Source organism: Polynucleobacter sp. GWA2_45_21, assembly GCF_001830325.1.
Taxonomy (GTDB): domain Bacteria; phylum Pseudomonadota; class Gammaproteobacteria; order Burkholderiales; family Burkholderiaceae; genus Polynucleobacter.
This window is the reverse complement of sequence record NZ_MHZG01000006.1, coordinates 17,131-31,362: the sequence shown is the minus strand read 5'-3', so window position 1 is coordinate 31,362 and position 14,232 is coordinate 17,131. Positions and strand designations below refer to the sequence as shown.

Here is a 14,232-nt window from a genome sequence, read left to right as displayed (position 1 = left end):
CTAGAAAAACACTAAACTATCAAACACCGGCAGAACGTTTTGCTCAATCTGTTGCATCGACGGGTTGAAATCAAGCAGGCAAGCTGACGGTGGTATCTGCGCACAGAATAGGTGCCCAAGGTTTTCCACTGTTTTGCCACCTAGCTAATGCAATGGCACTTTTGGCGAAGGTGACTCGCTCAACATAATCCCGGGCTCGTTCATGGGGTAGGGGTGCCTCAAGGGTTTCTGTATCTTCCCCCGGCGCCGCAATCAACATTTCGAATTGGACGCCAATCTGTTTGAGTAACTCTTGGCGTCGCGGGCTTTGTGAGGCAAGATAAATATAAGAGAACATGAATGACTTACTCGCGGTGATAGGGGTGGCCTTGCAAAATGGTCCAAGCTCGATAGAGCTGCTCAACTAGCAAGACTCTTGCCATCGCATGAGGCATTGTGAGGCTCGAGAGGCGCCACATTGCTTGAGCACCCTCTTTGAGACTGGGATCGAGTCCATCGGCACCACCAATCAAGAAGGTGATGTCAAAACCTTCTTGTCGCCAGTTTGCCATCTGCGTAGCTAGATTTTGAGTGGTTTGATCTTTGCCGCGTTCATCCAGCGCAATAACACGAGAACCTTTTGGAATGGCTGCTGCAATTTTGATGGCTTCTTTAGCTGGAGTGAGATCGGGCTTAATCTCTTTGATTTCGATGCTGCAGTCTGCGGGCATGCGCTTAATGTAATCATGGGTTGCAGTTGCAACCCATTCTGGCATTTTGTGACCAACAGAAACAATCGTTAAGCGCATTGCTAAAGCATTAATCTTCGTCGTCAGGGTCACTTGCTTTCACAAGACCTTTATCTGCTGCCAATTTGACACGCACCGGCTTGGCACCCCACATACCTTCAAGTTGGTAGTACGCACGTAATGCGGGTTGCAGAATATGAACCACGATATCGCCGCAATCGACTAGTACCCATTCACCAGTCTCCAAGCCTTCCACGGAGATGACTTCGCCACCCTTTGCATTAACGGCTTCTTTAACTGACATTGCTAAAGATCTTGTCTGACGATTTGAGGTACCAGTGGCAATGATCACGCGATCAAATAGTTCACTGAGTTTGGTCGTGTCATAAACACGAATATCTTGCGCTTTGACATCTTCAAGGGCATCGATCACGACACGCTGCAATTTAGTTAAGTCCATAGTTTCTTTAATATTTTTCTGAGATTTTTGTATATAAGGGTGATCTTAGCCTGATTACTTATACAGGCCTAGATTTGTGATGATTTCTAATGCGTGAGACGGAATGTGCTCGGAAGCGACATTGCTGCGAGACGGGCTTTTAAGCTGATTGCGAAGTTCGGTGGATGAAAGATCTACTGAGAGACTGTTATCTACGTAGATGCGGCCAAAAGGGCTTTTTTCAAGGGTATCCGCATCAATAGATTGATGCTTTTCTAATAAGGCTTTGATTTCTGTACCCATTTGCCCAGAAAGATCATGGTGAGGTCTGTTGGCGACTGCGAAATTCACAAAGCCAAGCAATTGATCCCAGGAGTTCCAGGTAGGGAGGTTTAGAAGGGAGTCAGCTCCCATTAACCAAGTCAGGCTAACTTGAGGGCCAAAACGCTCTCTGAGGGCTTTTGCGGTATCAATGGCATAACTCGGGCCTGCACGATCAATTTCAATGCGATCAACGCCAATTTGAGTCGGTATTTTTAAGTACAGAAATGCGCGAGCCAGATCAATGCCGGCTGCTTCAGTCAGTTTCAAGCGTAACTCAGCAGGCGTGATGCCGGAGTTTTTTTGCCAAGGTTCGCCACTGGGGATTAGTAGCAAGGCATCGAGATGCAAAACCTTTGCAAAATGGGTGGCCAATTTAAGGTGGCCAAGATGTGGTGGGTCAAACGTACCACCCAGAATGCCAATTTTATTTGGGGTATCCAAATGCGCTGAGCTCAACTTAGGCTAGCCAGTCGCGTGGCTTGAGGTAGTAGTCGTAAAGCTTAGCTTCTGGCGTGCCAGGTTTTGGCTGCCAGTTGTACCACCACTGTACTACCGGGGGCATAGACATCAAAATAGACTCTGTACGTCCACCAGAGTGCAGACCAAAAATAGTGCCACGGTCAAATATCAAGTTGTATTCCACATAGCGACCGCGACGGTATTCTTGAAAAGCTTTTTCTTCGGCGGTAAAGCTGTCTTTATATCGACGCTCCACAATCGGCAGGTAAGCATTAATAAAAGCATCGCCAACAGCGCGTGTCATAGCAAAGCTCTTCTCAAAACCAAGCTCGTTAAAGTCATCAAAGAAAACACCACCAATACCACGGGGCTCTTCACGGTGCTTGAGATAAAAATATTCATCACACCATTTTTTAAATCGCGGATAGAGCTCCCCACCAAATGGGTCTAGAGCATCCTTAGCTGTTTGATGGAAGTGTTTACAATCTTCATCAACGCCATAGTAGGGCGTGAGATCAAAGCCACCTCCAAACCACCACACTGGCTCTTTATCGGGAGCTTGAGCAATAAAGCAGCGCACGTTCATATGGGTGGTCGGCACCTTCGGATTATTCGGATGAAAGACCAGTGAAACGCCCATGGCTTCGAAGCTGCGACCTGCAACCTCTGGGCGATGGTGTGATGCAGAAGGCGGCATTTGGTCGCCGCGCACGTGTGAGAAGCCTACGCCACCTTTTTCTAGAATATTGCCACCATCCAAAATGCAGGTGCGGCCATAACCTTTAAGTTTGCTATCTTCAGGTTTTTCCCAGGCATCCACCATAAAAGCTTTGCCATCGAGCGCACTCATCGCAGTCGTGATGCGATCTTGCAGTCCTAAAAAGTAATTTTTTAATTCTGCAATATTGATTTGAGTATGTTCAGCTGATGACAAGGTTTAAAGGTCGATCTATTGGGATGGATAAGTGGATTAAATTACTTCACTGCGCGATAGCCAATATCTTTGCGATATTGCATGCCATCAAATTGAATTTTAGAAATGGCCTCATACGCCTTTTGCTGAGCACCACGAACAGTATCTGATAGACCCACTACGCACATCACTCGACCACCTGAGGTGAGAAGCTTGCCATCTTGCAGCTTTGTGCCAGCATGAAAGGTCAGCTGGTCTTCGGTGTCGGCTGGAATGCCAGTGATAAGGTCGCCGTTGCGCGGTGTATCTGGATAGTTATGGGCTGCGAGCACTACGCCTAACGCGGTACGACGATCCCACTCTAATTCCACTTCGTTTAGGGTTCCGTCAACTGCATGATCTAAGGCATTCACTAAATCACTACGCAGGCGCGCCATGATGGGTTGTGTCTCTGGATCACCCATGCGGCAATTAAATTCCAAAGTCTTAATCTTGCCATCCGGAGAAATCATCAGGCCTGCATAGAGGAAGCCAGTGTAAGGAATACCATCTGCTTCCATACCTTTGACTGTAGGCATGATGACTTCACGTAAGGCACGCGCATGAATTTCTGGAGTGACAACTGGAGCAGGGGAGTATGCACCCATGCCGCCTGTGTTGGGACCCTGATCAGCATCAAGTAGACGTTTGTGATCTTGACTAGTAGCTAAGGCTAAAACATGTTTGCCATCCACGAGCACGATGAAGCTAGCTTCTTCGCCAGTCAGAAATTCTTCAATGACTACGCGTGCACCGGCATTGCCCAGCTTATTGTCAGCAAGCATCATATCGACGGCTGCATGGGCTTCTGCTAGATCCATTGCTACAACAACACCCTTTCCTGCAGCTAGACCATCGGCCTTGATAACAATCGGCGCACCTTTAGCGTCAATGTAAGCATGTGCCTCCAATGCATTTGAAAATGTTTGGTATTCCGCTGTTGGAATGCCATGACGCTTCATAAATGCTTTTGAGAAATCCTTCGAGGACTCTAATTGGGCGGCAAGTTGGGTTGGTCCAAAAATACGCAAGCCATTATTGCGAAACACATCAACGATACCGGCCGCCAATGGGGCCTCGGGACCAACTACGGTTAGATGAATTTTTTCGCGTTTGGCAAAGTCTGCCAATTCCTGAAGGCCTGAAATAGGAAGGTTTTGAATACCTGCAGCATCTTGCTTTGCAGTGGCTGTGCCACCGTTGCCTGGTGCTACATATACGGTTTGAACTTGTGGGGATTGGGCTAGCTTCCATGCCAATGCATGTTCACGACCGCCGGATCCAACTAAAAGAATTTTCATAAAGAGCTAAAAGAGGTATTGATAAATGGAATTAATGAGATAACTAATTACAAAGAGGCGTTCGTAAATACTTCTTGAACATCATCTAAGTTTTCAAGCGCATCTAATAGTTTTTGCATGCTTTCGGCTTGCTCACCTTCAAACTCAGTTTCTGTTTCTGGGCGCATCGTTACGGTAGCTATCTCTGCTTTTAAGCCCGCTTGAGTGAGAGCATCCTGCACTCTCGGAAAATCAGGAACTGGGGTGAGCACCTCAAGCGATCCATCGTCATGGGTAATCACATCTTCAGCACCAGCATCTAAGGCGATCTCCATCAGTTGATCTTCATTAGTGCCAGGAGCAAATATCATCTGGCCACAGTGTTTAAACATAAAGGCAACGGAACCTTCGGCACCCATATTGCCGCCATTTTTTGCAAATGCATGACGTACTTCAGCAACGGTGCGCGTGCGGTTATCGGTTAAGCAATCCACAATGATGGCAGCCCCATTAAGACCATAACCTTCATAACGAATTTCTTCGTAGTTCACACCTTCTAGTGAGCCTGTGCCACGCTGAATTGCACGTTGCACATTGTCATTGGGCATATTGGCATCTTTGGCCTTATCAATAGCCAGGCGCAAACGGGGGTTCGTAGCAATATCGCCACCGCCTAATTTAGCTGCAACCGTAATTTCTTTGATGAGTTTGGTCCAAATCTTGCCGCGCTTTTCGTCTTGACGTCCTTTGCGGTGCTGAATATTGGCCCATTTCGAATGGCCGGCCATACGGGTAAGTCCTTTTGAGTAATGTGGCTTGAAGACGTTATTTTAAGGGCTTCTGAACCCAAGAATGGGGGTGATGCAACTTTTTTGTTACACTCTCACCTCTTAGTAAGCTTCAATGCAGTTTTTCCACTGCAAACACCTGCCCCGGTGATGGAATTGGTAGACGTGCCGGACTCAAAATCCGGTGCCGCAAGGCGTGGCGGTTCAAGTCCGCCCCGGGGCACCATCCTCCCCTTTTATTTTCTAGCCCCGATCAATTAGGTTCACGGGCAGCCTTTGCTATGATTATTGCCAATAAAAGCTTCTAGCAAGCATCAAAATAAACCAAACGAGACCAAATCATGAAAAAAGTAGGATTAATCGGGCTGGGCGCCATGGGCTCCGGTATGGCCTCATCTCTCCGAAGGGCGGGTTTTGATCTGTATGTATTTGATGTACGTTTAGATCATGCCCGTCAATTTTGTGAGGCTGGTGGTACGGTCTGTAAGTCGATCGAAGAGTTAGGCTCAATCTGCGAGGTGGTTATCTCAGTCGTAGTGAACGCTGCACAGACTGAAGAGGTTTTGTTTGGTTCATCAAGTAGTCCTGGCTTAGTAGGTTCATTAAAGCCCCAGAGTGTTTTCGTGATGTGCTCCACTGTCGATCCTAATATTTCGATTTCGTTTGAGTCGCGCCTTGCTAAAAAAGATATTCTTTATGTAGATGCTCCGATATCGGGTGGAGCTGCTAAAGCTGCCTCTGGCGAAATGACCATGATGACCTCAGCTTCTGCTGCTGCATATGAGAAGGTGAATCCCATTCTTGATGCGATGTCAGGAACTGTTTATCGCTTAGGCGATAAGGCGGGTATCGGCAGTAAAGTGAAGGTCATTAATCAGTTACTTGCTGGTGTGCATATTGCCGCTGCTGCAGAAGCAATGGCGCTCGGTTTGAGGGAGGGCGTAGATGCAAATGCACTCTACGAAGTGATTACTCATAGTGCTGGTAATAGCTGGATGTTTGAGAACCGCATGGCACATGTGCTTGCAGCCAACTACGAGCCTTTATCTGCAGTAGATATATTCGTTAAGGACTTGGGAATAGTTCTAGATATGGCCCGTGCGAGTAAGTTTCCATTACCCCTCTCATCTACCGCACATCAAATGTTTATGCAGGCATCAACTGCTGGTTTTGCTAAGGAGGACGATAGTGCTGTTATTAAAATCTTCCCTGGTATCGAGTTACCGAAAGCTACAAAGTGAGCATCCTTTTAGGTTGCATTGCGGATGACTTTACGGGTGCTACTGATCTAGCGAATAACCTGGTGCGCAATGGCATGCGCGTTGCGCAAACAATTGGCATTCCACATCAAGACTTAAATGCTGAGTTTGATGCAGTAGTTGTGGCACTGAAGTCCAGAAATATTGAACCTGAGGATGCAATAGCTCAGTCATTAGAAGCTTTAGAGTATCTTCTCGCGCAAGGGGCGCAACAGATCTTCTTTAAATATTGCTCTACGTTTGATAGCACCCCCAAAGGCAATATTGGCCCGGTAACAGAGGCTCTGATGGCAGCCTTGGGGACTAACTTTACTATCGCAACCCCAGCCTTTCCTGATAATGGGCGAAGTGTATTCAAGGGATATTTATTTGTTGGTGATCAGTTATTAAGCGAATCCGGAATGCGTGATCACCCCTTAACCCCAATGACTGATGCAAATCTAGTGAGAGTAATGCAGGCTCAATGTCAGCATCAGGTGGGATTAATTGAGTACCGAACTATTCTTGCTGGGGCTGATGCGATCTCCTCGAGAATCGCCGACTTAAAAGCATCCAATACACAAATTGCAATTATTGATGCGGTGACCAATGATGACTTGTATCGCATTGCACCTGCATTAAAAGGCCTCCCTTTAATTACTGGAGGCTCTGGCATTGCCATTGGGCTTCCTGCCAACTTTGGTTTGCAAGCGCATCCAACATCTAGCAAGCTCCCGCCTCCGAGTGGATACCAAGCTATTGTTTCAGGCAGCTGTTCGCAGGCCACCAATCTCCAGGTTGAATGCTTTAAAAGTTTGGGTGGTGAAATGTATGCAGTGAATCCACTTGAATTAAATGAGAAATCTACAGAACAAATACTGCGTGAGATCTTGGCTTGGGCGGAACCTCGACTCTCACAGGGCCCGGTCTTGATTTACTCATCAGCAAGCCCTGAGCAGGTAAAAGAAGTGCAGTCACAGCTTGGCACTCAGGCTGCTGGTAGCGCTATTGAGAATCTTTTGGGATTGCTCGCCAAAGGCCTTGTTGCTCTTGGGGTTGGTCAGCTATTGGTTGCCGGTGGAGAGACCTCCGGCGCGTGTGTGAAAGCTTTGGGCATCGATCAAATGCAGATTGGGCAGCAAATTGATCCAGGTGTACCTTGGTGTTACGCAGCGGTTCAGAATAAACCTCTACATCTTGCGTTAAAGTCTGGGAACTTTGGCGCAGCAGATTTCTTTACAAGCGCCTTCTCAAAACTGTGAGCAAAATGATGAATGAGCAATTAGCAAGAGAAGAGATTTGTAGGGTTGGCAAAAGTTTATTTGATCGATCCTATGTCCATGCAACTGCAGGCAATATTAGCGTTCGTATTGAGGATGGTTTTTTAATTACGCCAACAGATGCCTGTCTCGGATTCCTTGATCCCGATCGATTGGCTAAGATTGACATTCATGGGCGCCAGCTTAGTGGTGACAAGGCTAGCAAGACAATGGCTCTACATGCCGCCATTTACAGCAAAGCAAGACAATTTGATCAAGATATCTCTTGCATTATTCATACTCACAGCACTCACTGCGTTGCCTTGACCCTGGAAGCCAATACCTTTACTGGGAATGGAGTTTTACCTGAACTATTGCCTGCAATCACTCCATATTTTGTGATGAAGGTAGGTCACGTGCCAACAATTCCTTATACAAGCCCTGGCTCCGTCAAAACTATTGAATTTGTCGAGAGTGCAATCGAAGCTTATGGAGCGGCGGGATCGCCTTTGCGGGCATGTATGCTTTCGCGCCTTGGGCCGTATGCTTGGAACAGCTCACCCAGCTCAGCAATGGCCACCCTAGAGGAGCTAGAGGAAACGGCAAAACTGTTTTATCTCAAGAATACGCCGATAAATCCGCTTACGGATGTTCAGTTAAATGAACTGCGGACTGCATTTGCAGTCCGCTGGTAACTACTGGATGTGGATTAAATTAATCTAATTCAATTTTGGCGTAATCAACCACTTTTTTCCATCTTTGTGCATCGGCCTTAATAAATTCAGCTGACTTGCTTGCATTCATAAAATCTACTGTAGCTCCAAGTCGAGTGAGTGAGTCAGCCACTTCCTTCTGAGCCACTGTCTTTTGAATGCTGTTTTGTAATTTCAACGCAATATCGGCTGGCAAACCTTTCGGTGCAGCAATGCCAAAATAAGCTGTAACTTGGAAGTTGGGAAAGCCTGCTTCCTGCATTGTTGGGACTTGGGGAAGCGCAGGATTTCTAGTGGTACTAGTTACAGCAAGCGCTTTCAATTTACCGCTTTTAATTAAGCCAAGCGCAGAGGGAAGATTGTCAAACATAAAGTCTATGTCTTTGGATACGAGTGCCACATTCGCTAAAGATGAGCCTCTGTATGGAATGTGGACTACAAAAATGCCGGCTTGGCTTTTCAGCATCTCGGCACTCAGATTAAGTGAGGTGCCATTGCCATTGGAGCCGTAGTTCATCTTCCCTGGAGACTCTTTTGCGCGTTTTACTAATTCAGCTACTGAATTAATTCCGGAGTCAGGATTTACTAAAAGTACATTTGGTAGTTGCCCAAAAATAGCAATCGGTTCAATGCTACTGGGACTGTAAGGAAGTGTTTTATAAATTGCTGGACTAATAGAGAGTGGCGGAGATGCCATGAGAAGTGTGTATCCATCTGGATTTGCTTTTGCAACCTCTGCAGCACCTAGATTACCGCCTGCACCAGGCTTGTTTTCTACAACAATAGCCTGCCCAAGATCTGTTGAAAGCGCTGGAGTGATGAGGCGGGCAACGTTATCGATCAGGCCGCCTGGAGGAAATGGCACCACTAGCTTGATCGGCTTATTTGGATAAGGGGTTTGCGCAAACGCAATGCCTGAGCTGGCCAGCATTAGAAATACTGCACATTGCTTAAATATGGATATCAGATGATTTTTCATAAAAGATAAATTTTTTGTTGTAGGGAAATATAGAGTCTCGTTGCAAAGGTTAGCACGAAGTGGTGCACTCTACTTTGGGCTTAGATTTCATAGGTTTCTGCCTCGCTATTCATCGCTTGCTCCACAATTTTCTTCGTGAGCGTTGGCGAGAATAGTTCAATGAAGGTGTATACAAAAGAGCGCAGATAGGCTCCCTGCTTGACGCCCAAATGCGTCACATTGTTGCCAAACAAGTGCCCAACTGGAATTACTCGGAGATTCCGATCTCGATCAGCGTCATAAGCTAAACCAGCAACAATACCCACACCCATGCCAGTTTCAACATAGGTCTTGATCACATCCGCATCAATCGCTTCCAAAATAATATCGGGGCTTAGATTGCGTTGCGCAAATGCGGCATCAATCTTGCTGCGGCCTGCAAACGCTCTGTCGTAAGTGATGAGTGGATACTTTGCAATTTCTTCCAAGGTGATGGTTGACTGATTGAGGAGGGGGTGACTCAATGGCACCATGACGACGTGTTGCCATTGATAGCCCGGAAGTGCAAGCACGCCAGGGGTATTGGCAATACCCTCGGTTGCTATTGCGATATCAGCGCGATCATGAATTAGTAGCTCGGCAATTTGACCTGGGCTTCCCTGCTGAATGCTGACCCGCACCTTTGGAAAGCGTTTAGTAAATTCAGTCAGTACTTTAGGTAGGGCATAGCGGGCTTGTGTATGTGTGGTGGCAATCACAAAGTTACCCTGATCCTGGCTGGCAAAGTCTTTACCAACTCTTCTGAGGGTTTCCACTTCATCCAGAATACGCTCAATTGAGGCAAGAATTCTTTTGCCCGGTTCGGTAAGTGAGCGGATCCTCTTGCCGTGGCGACGAAAGATCTCAACACCCAGCTCATCTTCTAATTCAATAATGGCCTTGGATACACCGGGCTGAGAAGTGAAAAGCGCCTTAGCTGCGGAAGTCAGATTGAAGTTTTGTCTTACCGCTTCGCGGACAAAACGAAATTGGTGCAAATTCATAGGGATTCCATTCTTTATATCAACTGAGATATAGGAATTAAATTCTATATGATTTTGGGGTATTAAGCCCTAGATACCCAACGTAAACCCACAATCGCCAAAATGAAATACAGCAATGGGGGTGTTATTGCGGTAAGCAGCGCAGGCCACGACCCCAAAAGGCCTACATTTGAGAAGAGGGAATTAAAAAGCTGAAAGCTCATTCCCAGCATGATGCCGCCGAATACCTTGATGCCAACGCTACCAGCACGCACCTTGAGGTAAGCAAATGGCAGGGCTAGTGTCAGCATCACAAAGATCGTAAATGGATAAATCACTTTCTTCCAAAACGCTATGGCATGGCGATGCGCATCTTGTTTGTTATCTCTTAAGTGAGAAATGAAGCGACCTAAACTAAAGATCGACATCTTTTCTGGACTCACCAAGAGCACGCTCAGAATTTGTGGTGTGACTTCGGACTCTAGACTCACGATTGGGTGGATAAAGGTTTGCGCCGAATAAACTGGGTTCAGTGGATCGGTCTGTTTGGTTTCTTTGAAGCGAGTTTCTGTAACGTCATCCAGGATCCATGTTCCAGTTTGATCAAAGCGTCCCGAAGCTGCACTTCGAATGGAGAGCAAGCGGTAGGCATCATCGAACTCGTACATGCGAATATTTTTTATTTCATTGTCTTGTTCAATTTTGCCAACGTTGACATAGCGGACTCCAGGTCTCACTGGACCGCTACCATCTTCATCGCGTAAGCGATCTTTCACCCAAACCCCAGTTTTAAATTGGGAGCTATACGATGAACCCAAAGCTTTCATGCGAATCTTCTCTGACAGATTCTCGGTATAGGGTCCTAGCCACTCGCTCATAACGAGCGTCAAAATAACTAGAGGTAATGAAATCTTAGCTAGGGTGATTAAACCTCTACGCATGTCCAATCCAGCAATCCTCAAGATTGTGAATTCGGATTGACTTGCCAGCATCGCAAATACGTAAATACTTCCAATCAAACCGGCAATAGGAATGATCTCGGAAATCCGACTTGGCGCTTTCAAAACAACATGTAGGAGGGCAAGTGGTAGGGTGTATTGACCTTTTACAGAACCAAGCTCACTCAAAATATCAAAGAATAAAAATAGTGCCACCAAGGCAAATAGGATGAAGCCAAAAGCAGCATAGATCTGCCTAGCTAAGTAGCGTTCAAATATGTAGGGGAATAGATACTTCATCTATTGACCAAGAATGAGGGGAGCTGACGGCGCCACCATTTCAACGATGGGTTGATACGGTTACGAATCAGTAAAAAAGCAATGCCAAATGCTAGGGCATGTATAGGCCAAGCCGCTACAAAAACATTTACCTTGCCTTGTGAGACAAAGTTTTGAGTGAGGTTCAACAGATTGCTATAGATGAGGTAAATCAGCACGGCATAAAACATTGCAGTGTAGTTACCCAGTCTAGGGTTGACGTAAGCAAGCGGGATGGCAATGAGTACTAAGCCTAAGGCCATCAACGGCAATCCAATTCGCCAAAGTAATTCAGCATAATTCGGATTCATTGCGATCGGATCAGGATCATTTAGTAGTTCCAAGACTGTTTTTTCGCGATCGCGCGGTGCTGGATCAAGTGCACTTTTGCTATGAATTTGGGTGCTGTATTCAGCAAATTCTAAAATTCTGAAATCGGGTTGCGTTGGCAATCCCTCGTAACGGCGACCATTATTTAGAACAATCGATTTACTGCCGCCTGCCGCATTCTCAATAAATCCAGTCGATGCAACAGCCACGCTTAGGCGCCCATTTTTAGTTTCTGCCGCAAAGATATTTTTCACTTCGCTTTTATCGACATCCAACTCTTCAATAAAAAATACCCGCTCCGCTTTAGCAGATTCTCTAAATTGACCCGCGGCAACCATGGAGACATCACTGCGTTGCTGAAAGCGTTGGCTGATGATGGTGGATTCACGATTGGCCCAAGGCCAAACAAAGAGGGCCAAGAGGGCAATGATGACAATTAGTGGCGCCGCAAAGCGCAGAATTGGTCGAATGAGGCTGGCAATACTCAGACCGCTAGCAAACCAAACAATCATTTCTGAATCTTTGTACCACCGCACCAATACTATTAAGACGGCTACAAACAGGGAGACCGTGAGGAGAACAGCCATATAGCCAAGCGTAGCTAGCGCTATTAAAACTAGGGCATCCTCTGGATTTACGGCGCCATTGGCCGCAAAGCCCAAAATTCGAATGACTAGGGTGGTAATCATGATGGTGACCAAGACCAAAAAAACGCCACCAGTCGTAAAACTGAGTTCGCGGCGAAGGGCTTGGTGAAAAATCATGAATAAATATTGAGTTGGCTGTTATTGGCTCACTCAAGATGTGAACCTGCATCTCGGAGGATAATGGATAAACACCCATTTTTTTCCTTGAATTGACTTAAAAATACCTCAAGACATCATGACTATTCAATTTAGCACTAAGAATTTCGCGCAAGCCGACCTCAATAATCCGAAGCAGCTCAAGGCCAGCTTAGCCACTTTATTGGCGCAAAGCTCTGATTGCTTAGTTTTAGCCTACGCAAAGGCCGATTTAGATGCCTTGGAGGCCACCAAATCTAAGTCTGGAATTTTGCTTGAATTGGATCGCTTGCTTGGGGGCTCTGTCACCCATGCCAATCTGGTTGGTGACCTTGATGCTCAGCAGGCATCTACTTGCGTCATTCGAGCTGAAAAATCCTGGGCCACATCTGGGGTAAAAGTGAAACGCGTTCTCTTGGTGTCTTTGGGCGATATTGCCCCTGCTAGTGCACGCAGTTTGAGCTCTTACTCAAAAATTGCTCGCGCTGCTTTGAAGCAGTTGAGTGGCGGCTCTATTCAAAATGCTTTGTGGTTTATTCCGAGCTTCGCCTTAGGTCATCGAGCTGACTTCATTGCAGAAGAGGTGCGTTTGACAATTCAATATGCAGGCGATCAAGCCTATCGTTTTGGGGTTCGTCAGCCAGCTATGAAATTCAAGGCTAAAGATAAGGCCGATACTTTTACTCACCTCATCTTTGCGGGCAATGACACTTGCGCCAAAGAGCTTAAGGCTGCAGTACCAGAGGGTGCTGCGATGGTTGAGGGTATGAATTTGGCTAAAGATTTGGGTAATTTGCCTCCCAATATTTGTACTCCAACTTACTTAGGTAAAGCAGCGCAAGGCTTGAGCAAGAAGACTGGTCTTAAGGTGGAGGTCTTGGGCCGTAAGCAAATTGAGGCCTTGGGAATGGGCTCTTTTTTATCTGTTGCCCAAGGTTCAGATACCCCGCCACAATTTATTGTGATGCGTCATCAAGGTGGTAAAGCTGGCGAGGCTCCGATTGTATTGGTGGGTAAAGGCATCACCTTTGATACCGGCGGTATTTCCTTGAAGCCTGGCGAAGCCATGGATGAGATGAAGTACGACATGTGCGGCGCTGCCTCTGTGATTGGCACGATGTATGCCACAGCTTTAATGAAGCTCAAAAAGAATGTTATCGGCGTGATTCCGACTTGTGAAAATATGCCTTCTGGTAATGCAACTCGCCCTGGCGATATTGTGAAGAGTATGTCAGGGCAAACGATTGAGATCCTCAATACGGATGCTGAAGGCCGTTTAATTTTGTGTGATGCCTTAACGTATGTTGAGCGCTTTAAGCCAAAGGCTGTGATTGATGTAGCCACTTTGACTGGCGCCTGCATCATTGCATTGGGTCATGTACATAGTGGTGTGTTTTCCGATGACGAGGGCTTGGTTCACTCCCTCACTAAAGCGGGCCATGCTTCTTTAGATACCGTATGGCGTTTGCCTTTAGATGCGGCTTACCATGAGCAGCTCAAATCGAATTTTGCGGATGTGGCCAATATTGGTGGACGTCCGGCTGGTAGCGTGACTGCCGCTTGTTTCCTATCACGCTTTACTGAAAAATATAAATGGGCTCACTTAGATATTGCTGGAACTGCATGGAAGAGTGGAGCCGCTAAAGGTGCAACTGGACGCCCAGTTCCTTTGCTTGTGAATTACTTGTTAGATCAAAAATAAGC

Annotated in this window: 13 protein-coding genes, 1 tRNA gene and 2 pseudogenes; 5 read left to right on the top strand and 11 right to left on the bottom strand. The window is 46.5% G+C overall.

The genetic code is table 11. From position 1 onward, the window contains the following. Positions 1 to 79: 79 nt before the first annotated feature. The 7 genes and pseudogenes from A2X74_RS06465 to A2X74_RS06435 all read right to left on the bottom strand — a co-directional run. Positions 80 to 337, bottom strand: a pseudogene (locus tag A2X74_RS06465) (Maf family protein); the annotation flags it as partial. A gap of 7 nt (positions 338 to 344) precedes the next feature. Continuing rightward, entirely contained in the window at positions 345 to 788 is a 444-nt protein-coding gene (gene rlmH, locus A2X74_RS06460; RefSeq protein WP_293625500.1) for a 23S rRNA (pseudouridine(1915)-N(3))-methyltransferase RlmH, read from the bottom strand. 13 nt (positions 789 to 801) lie between these two features. Then, a pseudogene (rsfS, locus tag A2X74_RS06455) lies at positions 802 to 1,188 on the bottom strand (ribosome silencing factor); the annotation flags it as partial. A gap of 54 nt (positions 1,189 to 1,242) precedes the next feature. Further along, positions 1,243 to 1,947, bottom strand: a complete 705-nt coding sequence (locus A2X74_RS06450; RefSeq protein ID WP_293625496.1) for a nicotinate-nucleotide adenylyltransferase — start codon at positions 1,945 to 1,947, stop codon at positions 1,243 to 1,245. 1 nt (position 1,948) lies between these two features. Further along, positions 1,949 to 2,860: an oxygen-dependent coproporphyrinogen oxidase gene (gene hemF, locus A2X74_RS06445; RefSeq protein WP_293625499.1), complete on the bottom strand. Its 912-nt coding sequence runs from the start codon at positions 2,858 to 2,860 to the stop codon at positions 1,949 to 1,951. A 65-nt stretch (positions 2,861 to 2,925) separates the two neighbouring features. Then, positions 2,926 to 4,203: a phosphoribosylamine--glycine ligase gene (purD, locus tag A2X74_RS06440; RefSeq protein ID WP_293625494.1), complete on the bottom strand. Its 1,278-nt coding sequence runs from the start codon at positions 4,201 to 4,203 to the stop codon at positions 2,926 to 2,928. Positions 4,204 to 4,250: 47 nt separating this feature from the next. After that, complete coding sequence (locus A2X74_RS06435) at positions 4,251 to 4,970, bottom strand: YebC/PmpR family DNA-binding transcriptional regulator (protein ID WP_293625492.1); 720 nt, start codon at positions 4,968 to 4,970, stop codon at positions 4,251 to 4,253. Between the two features lie 141 nt (positions 4,971 to 5,111). On the opposite strand from A2X74_RS06435, the gene A2X74_RS06430 reads away from it, so the two are divergent. The 4 genes from A2X74_RS06430 (at position 5,112) to A2X74_RS06415 (ending at position 8,162) form a co-directional block, all read left to right on the top strand. After that, positions 5,112 to 5,196 (top strand) — tRNA-Leu (locus A2X74_RS06430). Between the two features lie 115 nt (positions 5,197 to 5,311). After that, a complete protein-coding gene (gene ltnD, locus A2X74_RS06425; RefSeq protein ID WP_293625490.1) occupies positions 5,312 to 6,211 on the top strand; it encodes an L-threonate dehydrogenase in 900 nt (299 codons plus the stop codon). Further along, entirely contained in the window at positions 6,208 to 7,470 is a 1,263-nt protein-coding gene (gene otnK, locus A2X74_RS06420) for a 3-oxo-tetronate kinase (RefSeq protein WP_293625488.1), read from the top strand. Before ltnD ends, otnK begins: the two co-directional genes overlap by 4 nt. Before the next feature lie 8 nt (positions 7,471 to 7,478). Further along, positions 7,479 to 8,162, top strand: coding sequence for an aldolase (locus tag A2X74_RS06415; RefSeq protein WP_293625486.1), 684 nt, complete (start codon positions 7,479 to 7,481; stop codon positions 8,160 to 8,162). Between the two features lie 19 nt (positions 8,163 to 8,181). Here the strand turns inward: A2X74_RS06415 and A2X74_RS06410 are convergent, their stop codons facing one another. The 4 genes from A2X74_RS06410 to lptF all read right to left on the bottom strand — a co-directional run bounded on the left by A2X74_RS06410 (position 8,182) and on the right by lptF (position 12,510). Further along, a complete protein-coding gene (locus tag A2X74_RS06410; RefSeq protein ID WP_299764945.1) occupies positions 8,182 to 9,111 on the bottom strand; it encodes a tripartite tricarboxylate transporter substrate binding protein in 930 nt (309 codons plus the stop codon). Positions 9,112 to 9,239: 128 nt separating this feature from the next. Further along, entirely contained in the window at positions 9,240 to 10,181 is a 942-nt protein-coding gene (locus tag A2X74_RS06405; RefSeq protein WP_293625482.1) for a CysB family HTH-type transcriptional regulator, read from the bottom strand. A gap of 62 nt (positions 10,182 to 10,243) precedes the next feature. Then, complete coding sequence (lptG, locus tag A2X74_RS06400; protein WP_293625480.1) at positions 10,244 to 11,398, bottom strand: LPS export ABC transporter permease LptG; 1,155 nt, start codon at positions 11,396 to 11,398, stop codon at positions 10,244 to 10,246. Next, on the bottom strand, positions 11,395 to 12,510 hold the full coding sequence (lptF, locus tag A2X74_RS06395) for an LPS export ABC transporter permease LptF (protein WP_293625478.1): 1,116 nt from the start codon (positions 12,508 to 12,510) through the stop codon (positions 11,395 to 11,397). Before lptF ends, lptG begins: the two co-directional genes overlap by 4 nt. Positions 12,511 to 12,628: 118 nt before the next feature. Between lptF and A2X74_RS06390 the strand changes: the two genes are divergently transcribed. After that, the gene (locus A2X74_RS06390) at positions 12,629 to 14,230 is read left to right on the top strand and encodes a leucyl aminopeptidase (RefSeq protein ID WP_293625476.1); all 1,602 of its coding nucleotides are present in this window, start codon (positions 12,629 to 12,631) and stop codon (positions 14,228 to 14,230) included. Positions 14,231 to 14,232 lie beyond the last annotated feature (2 nt).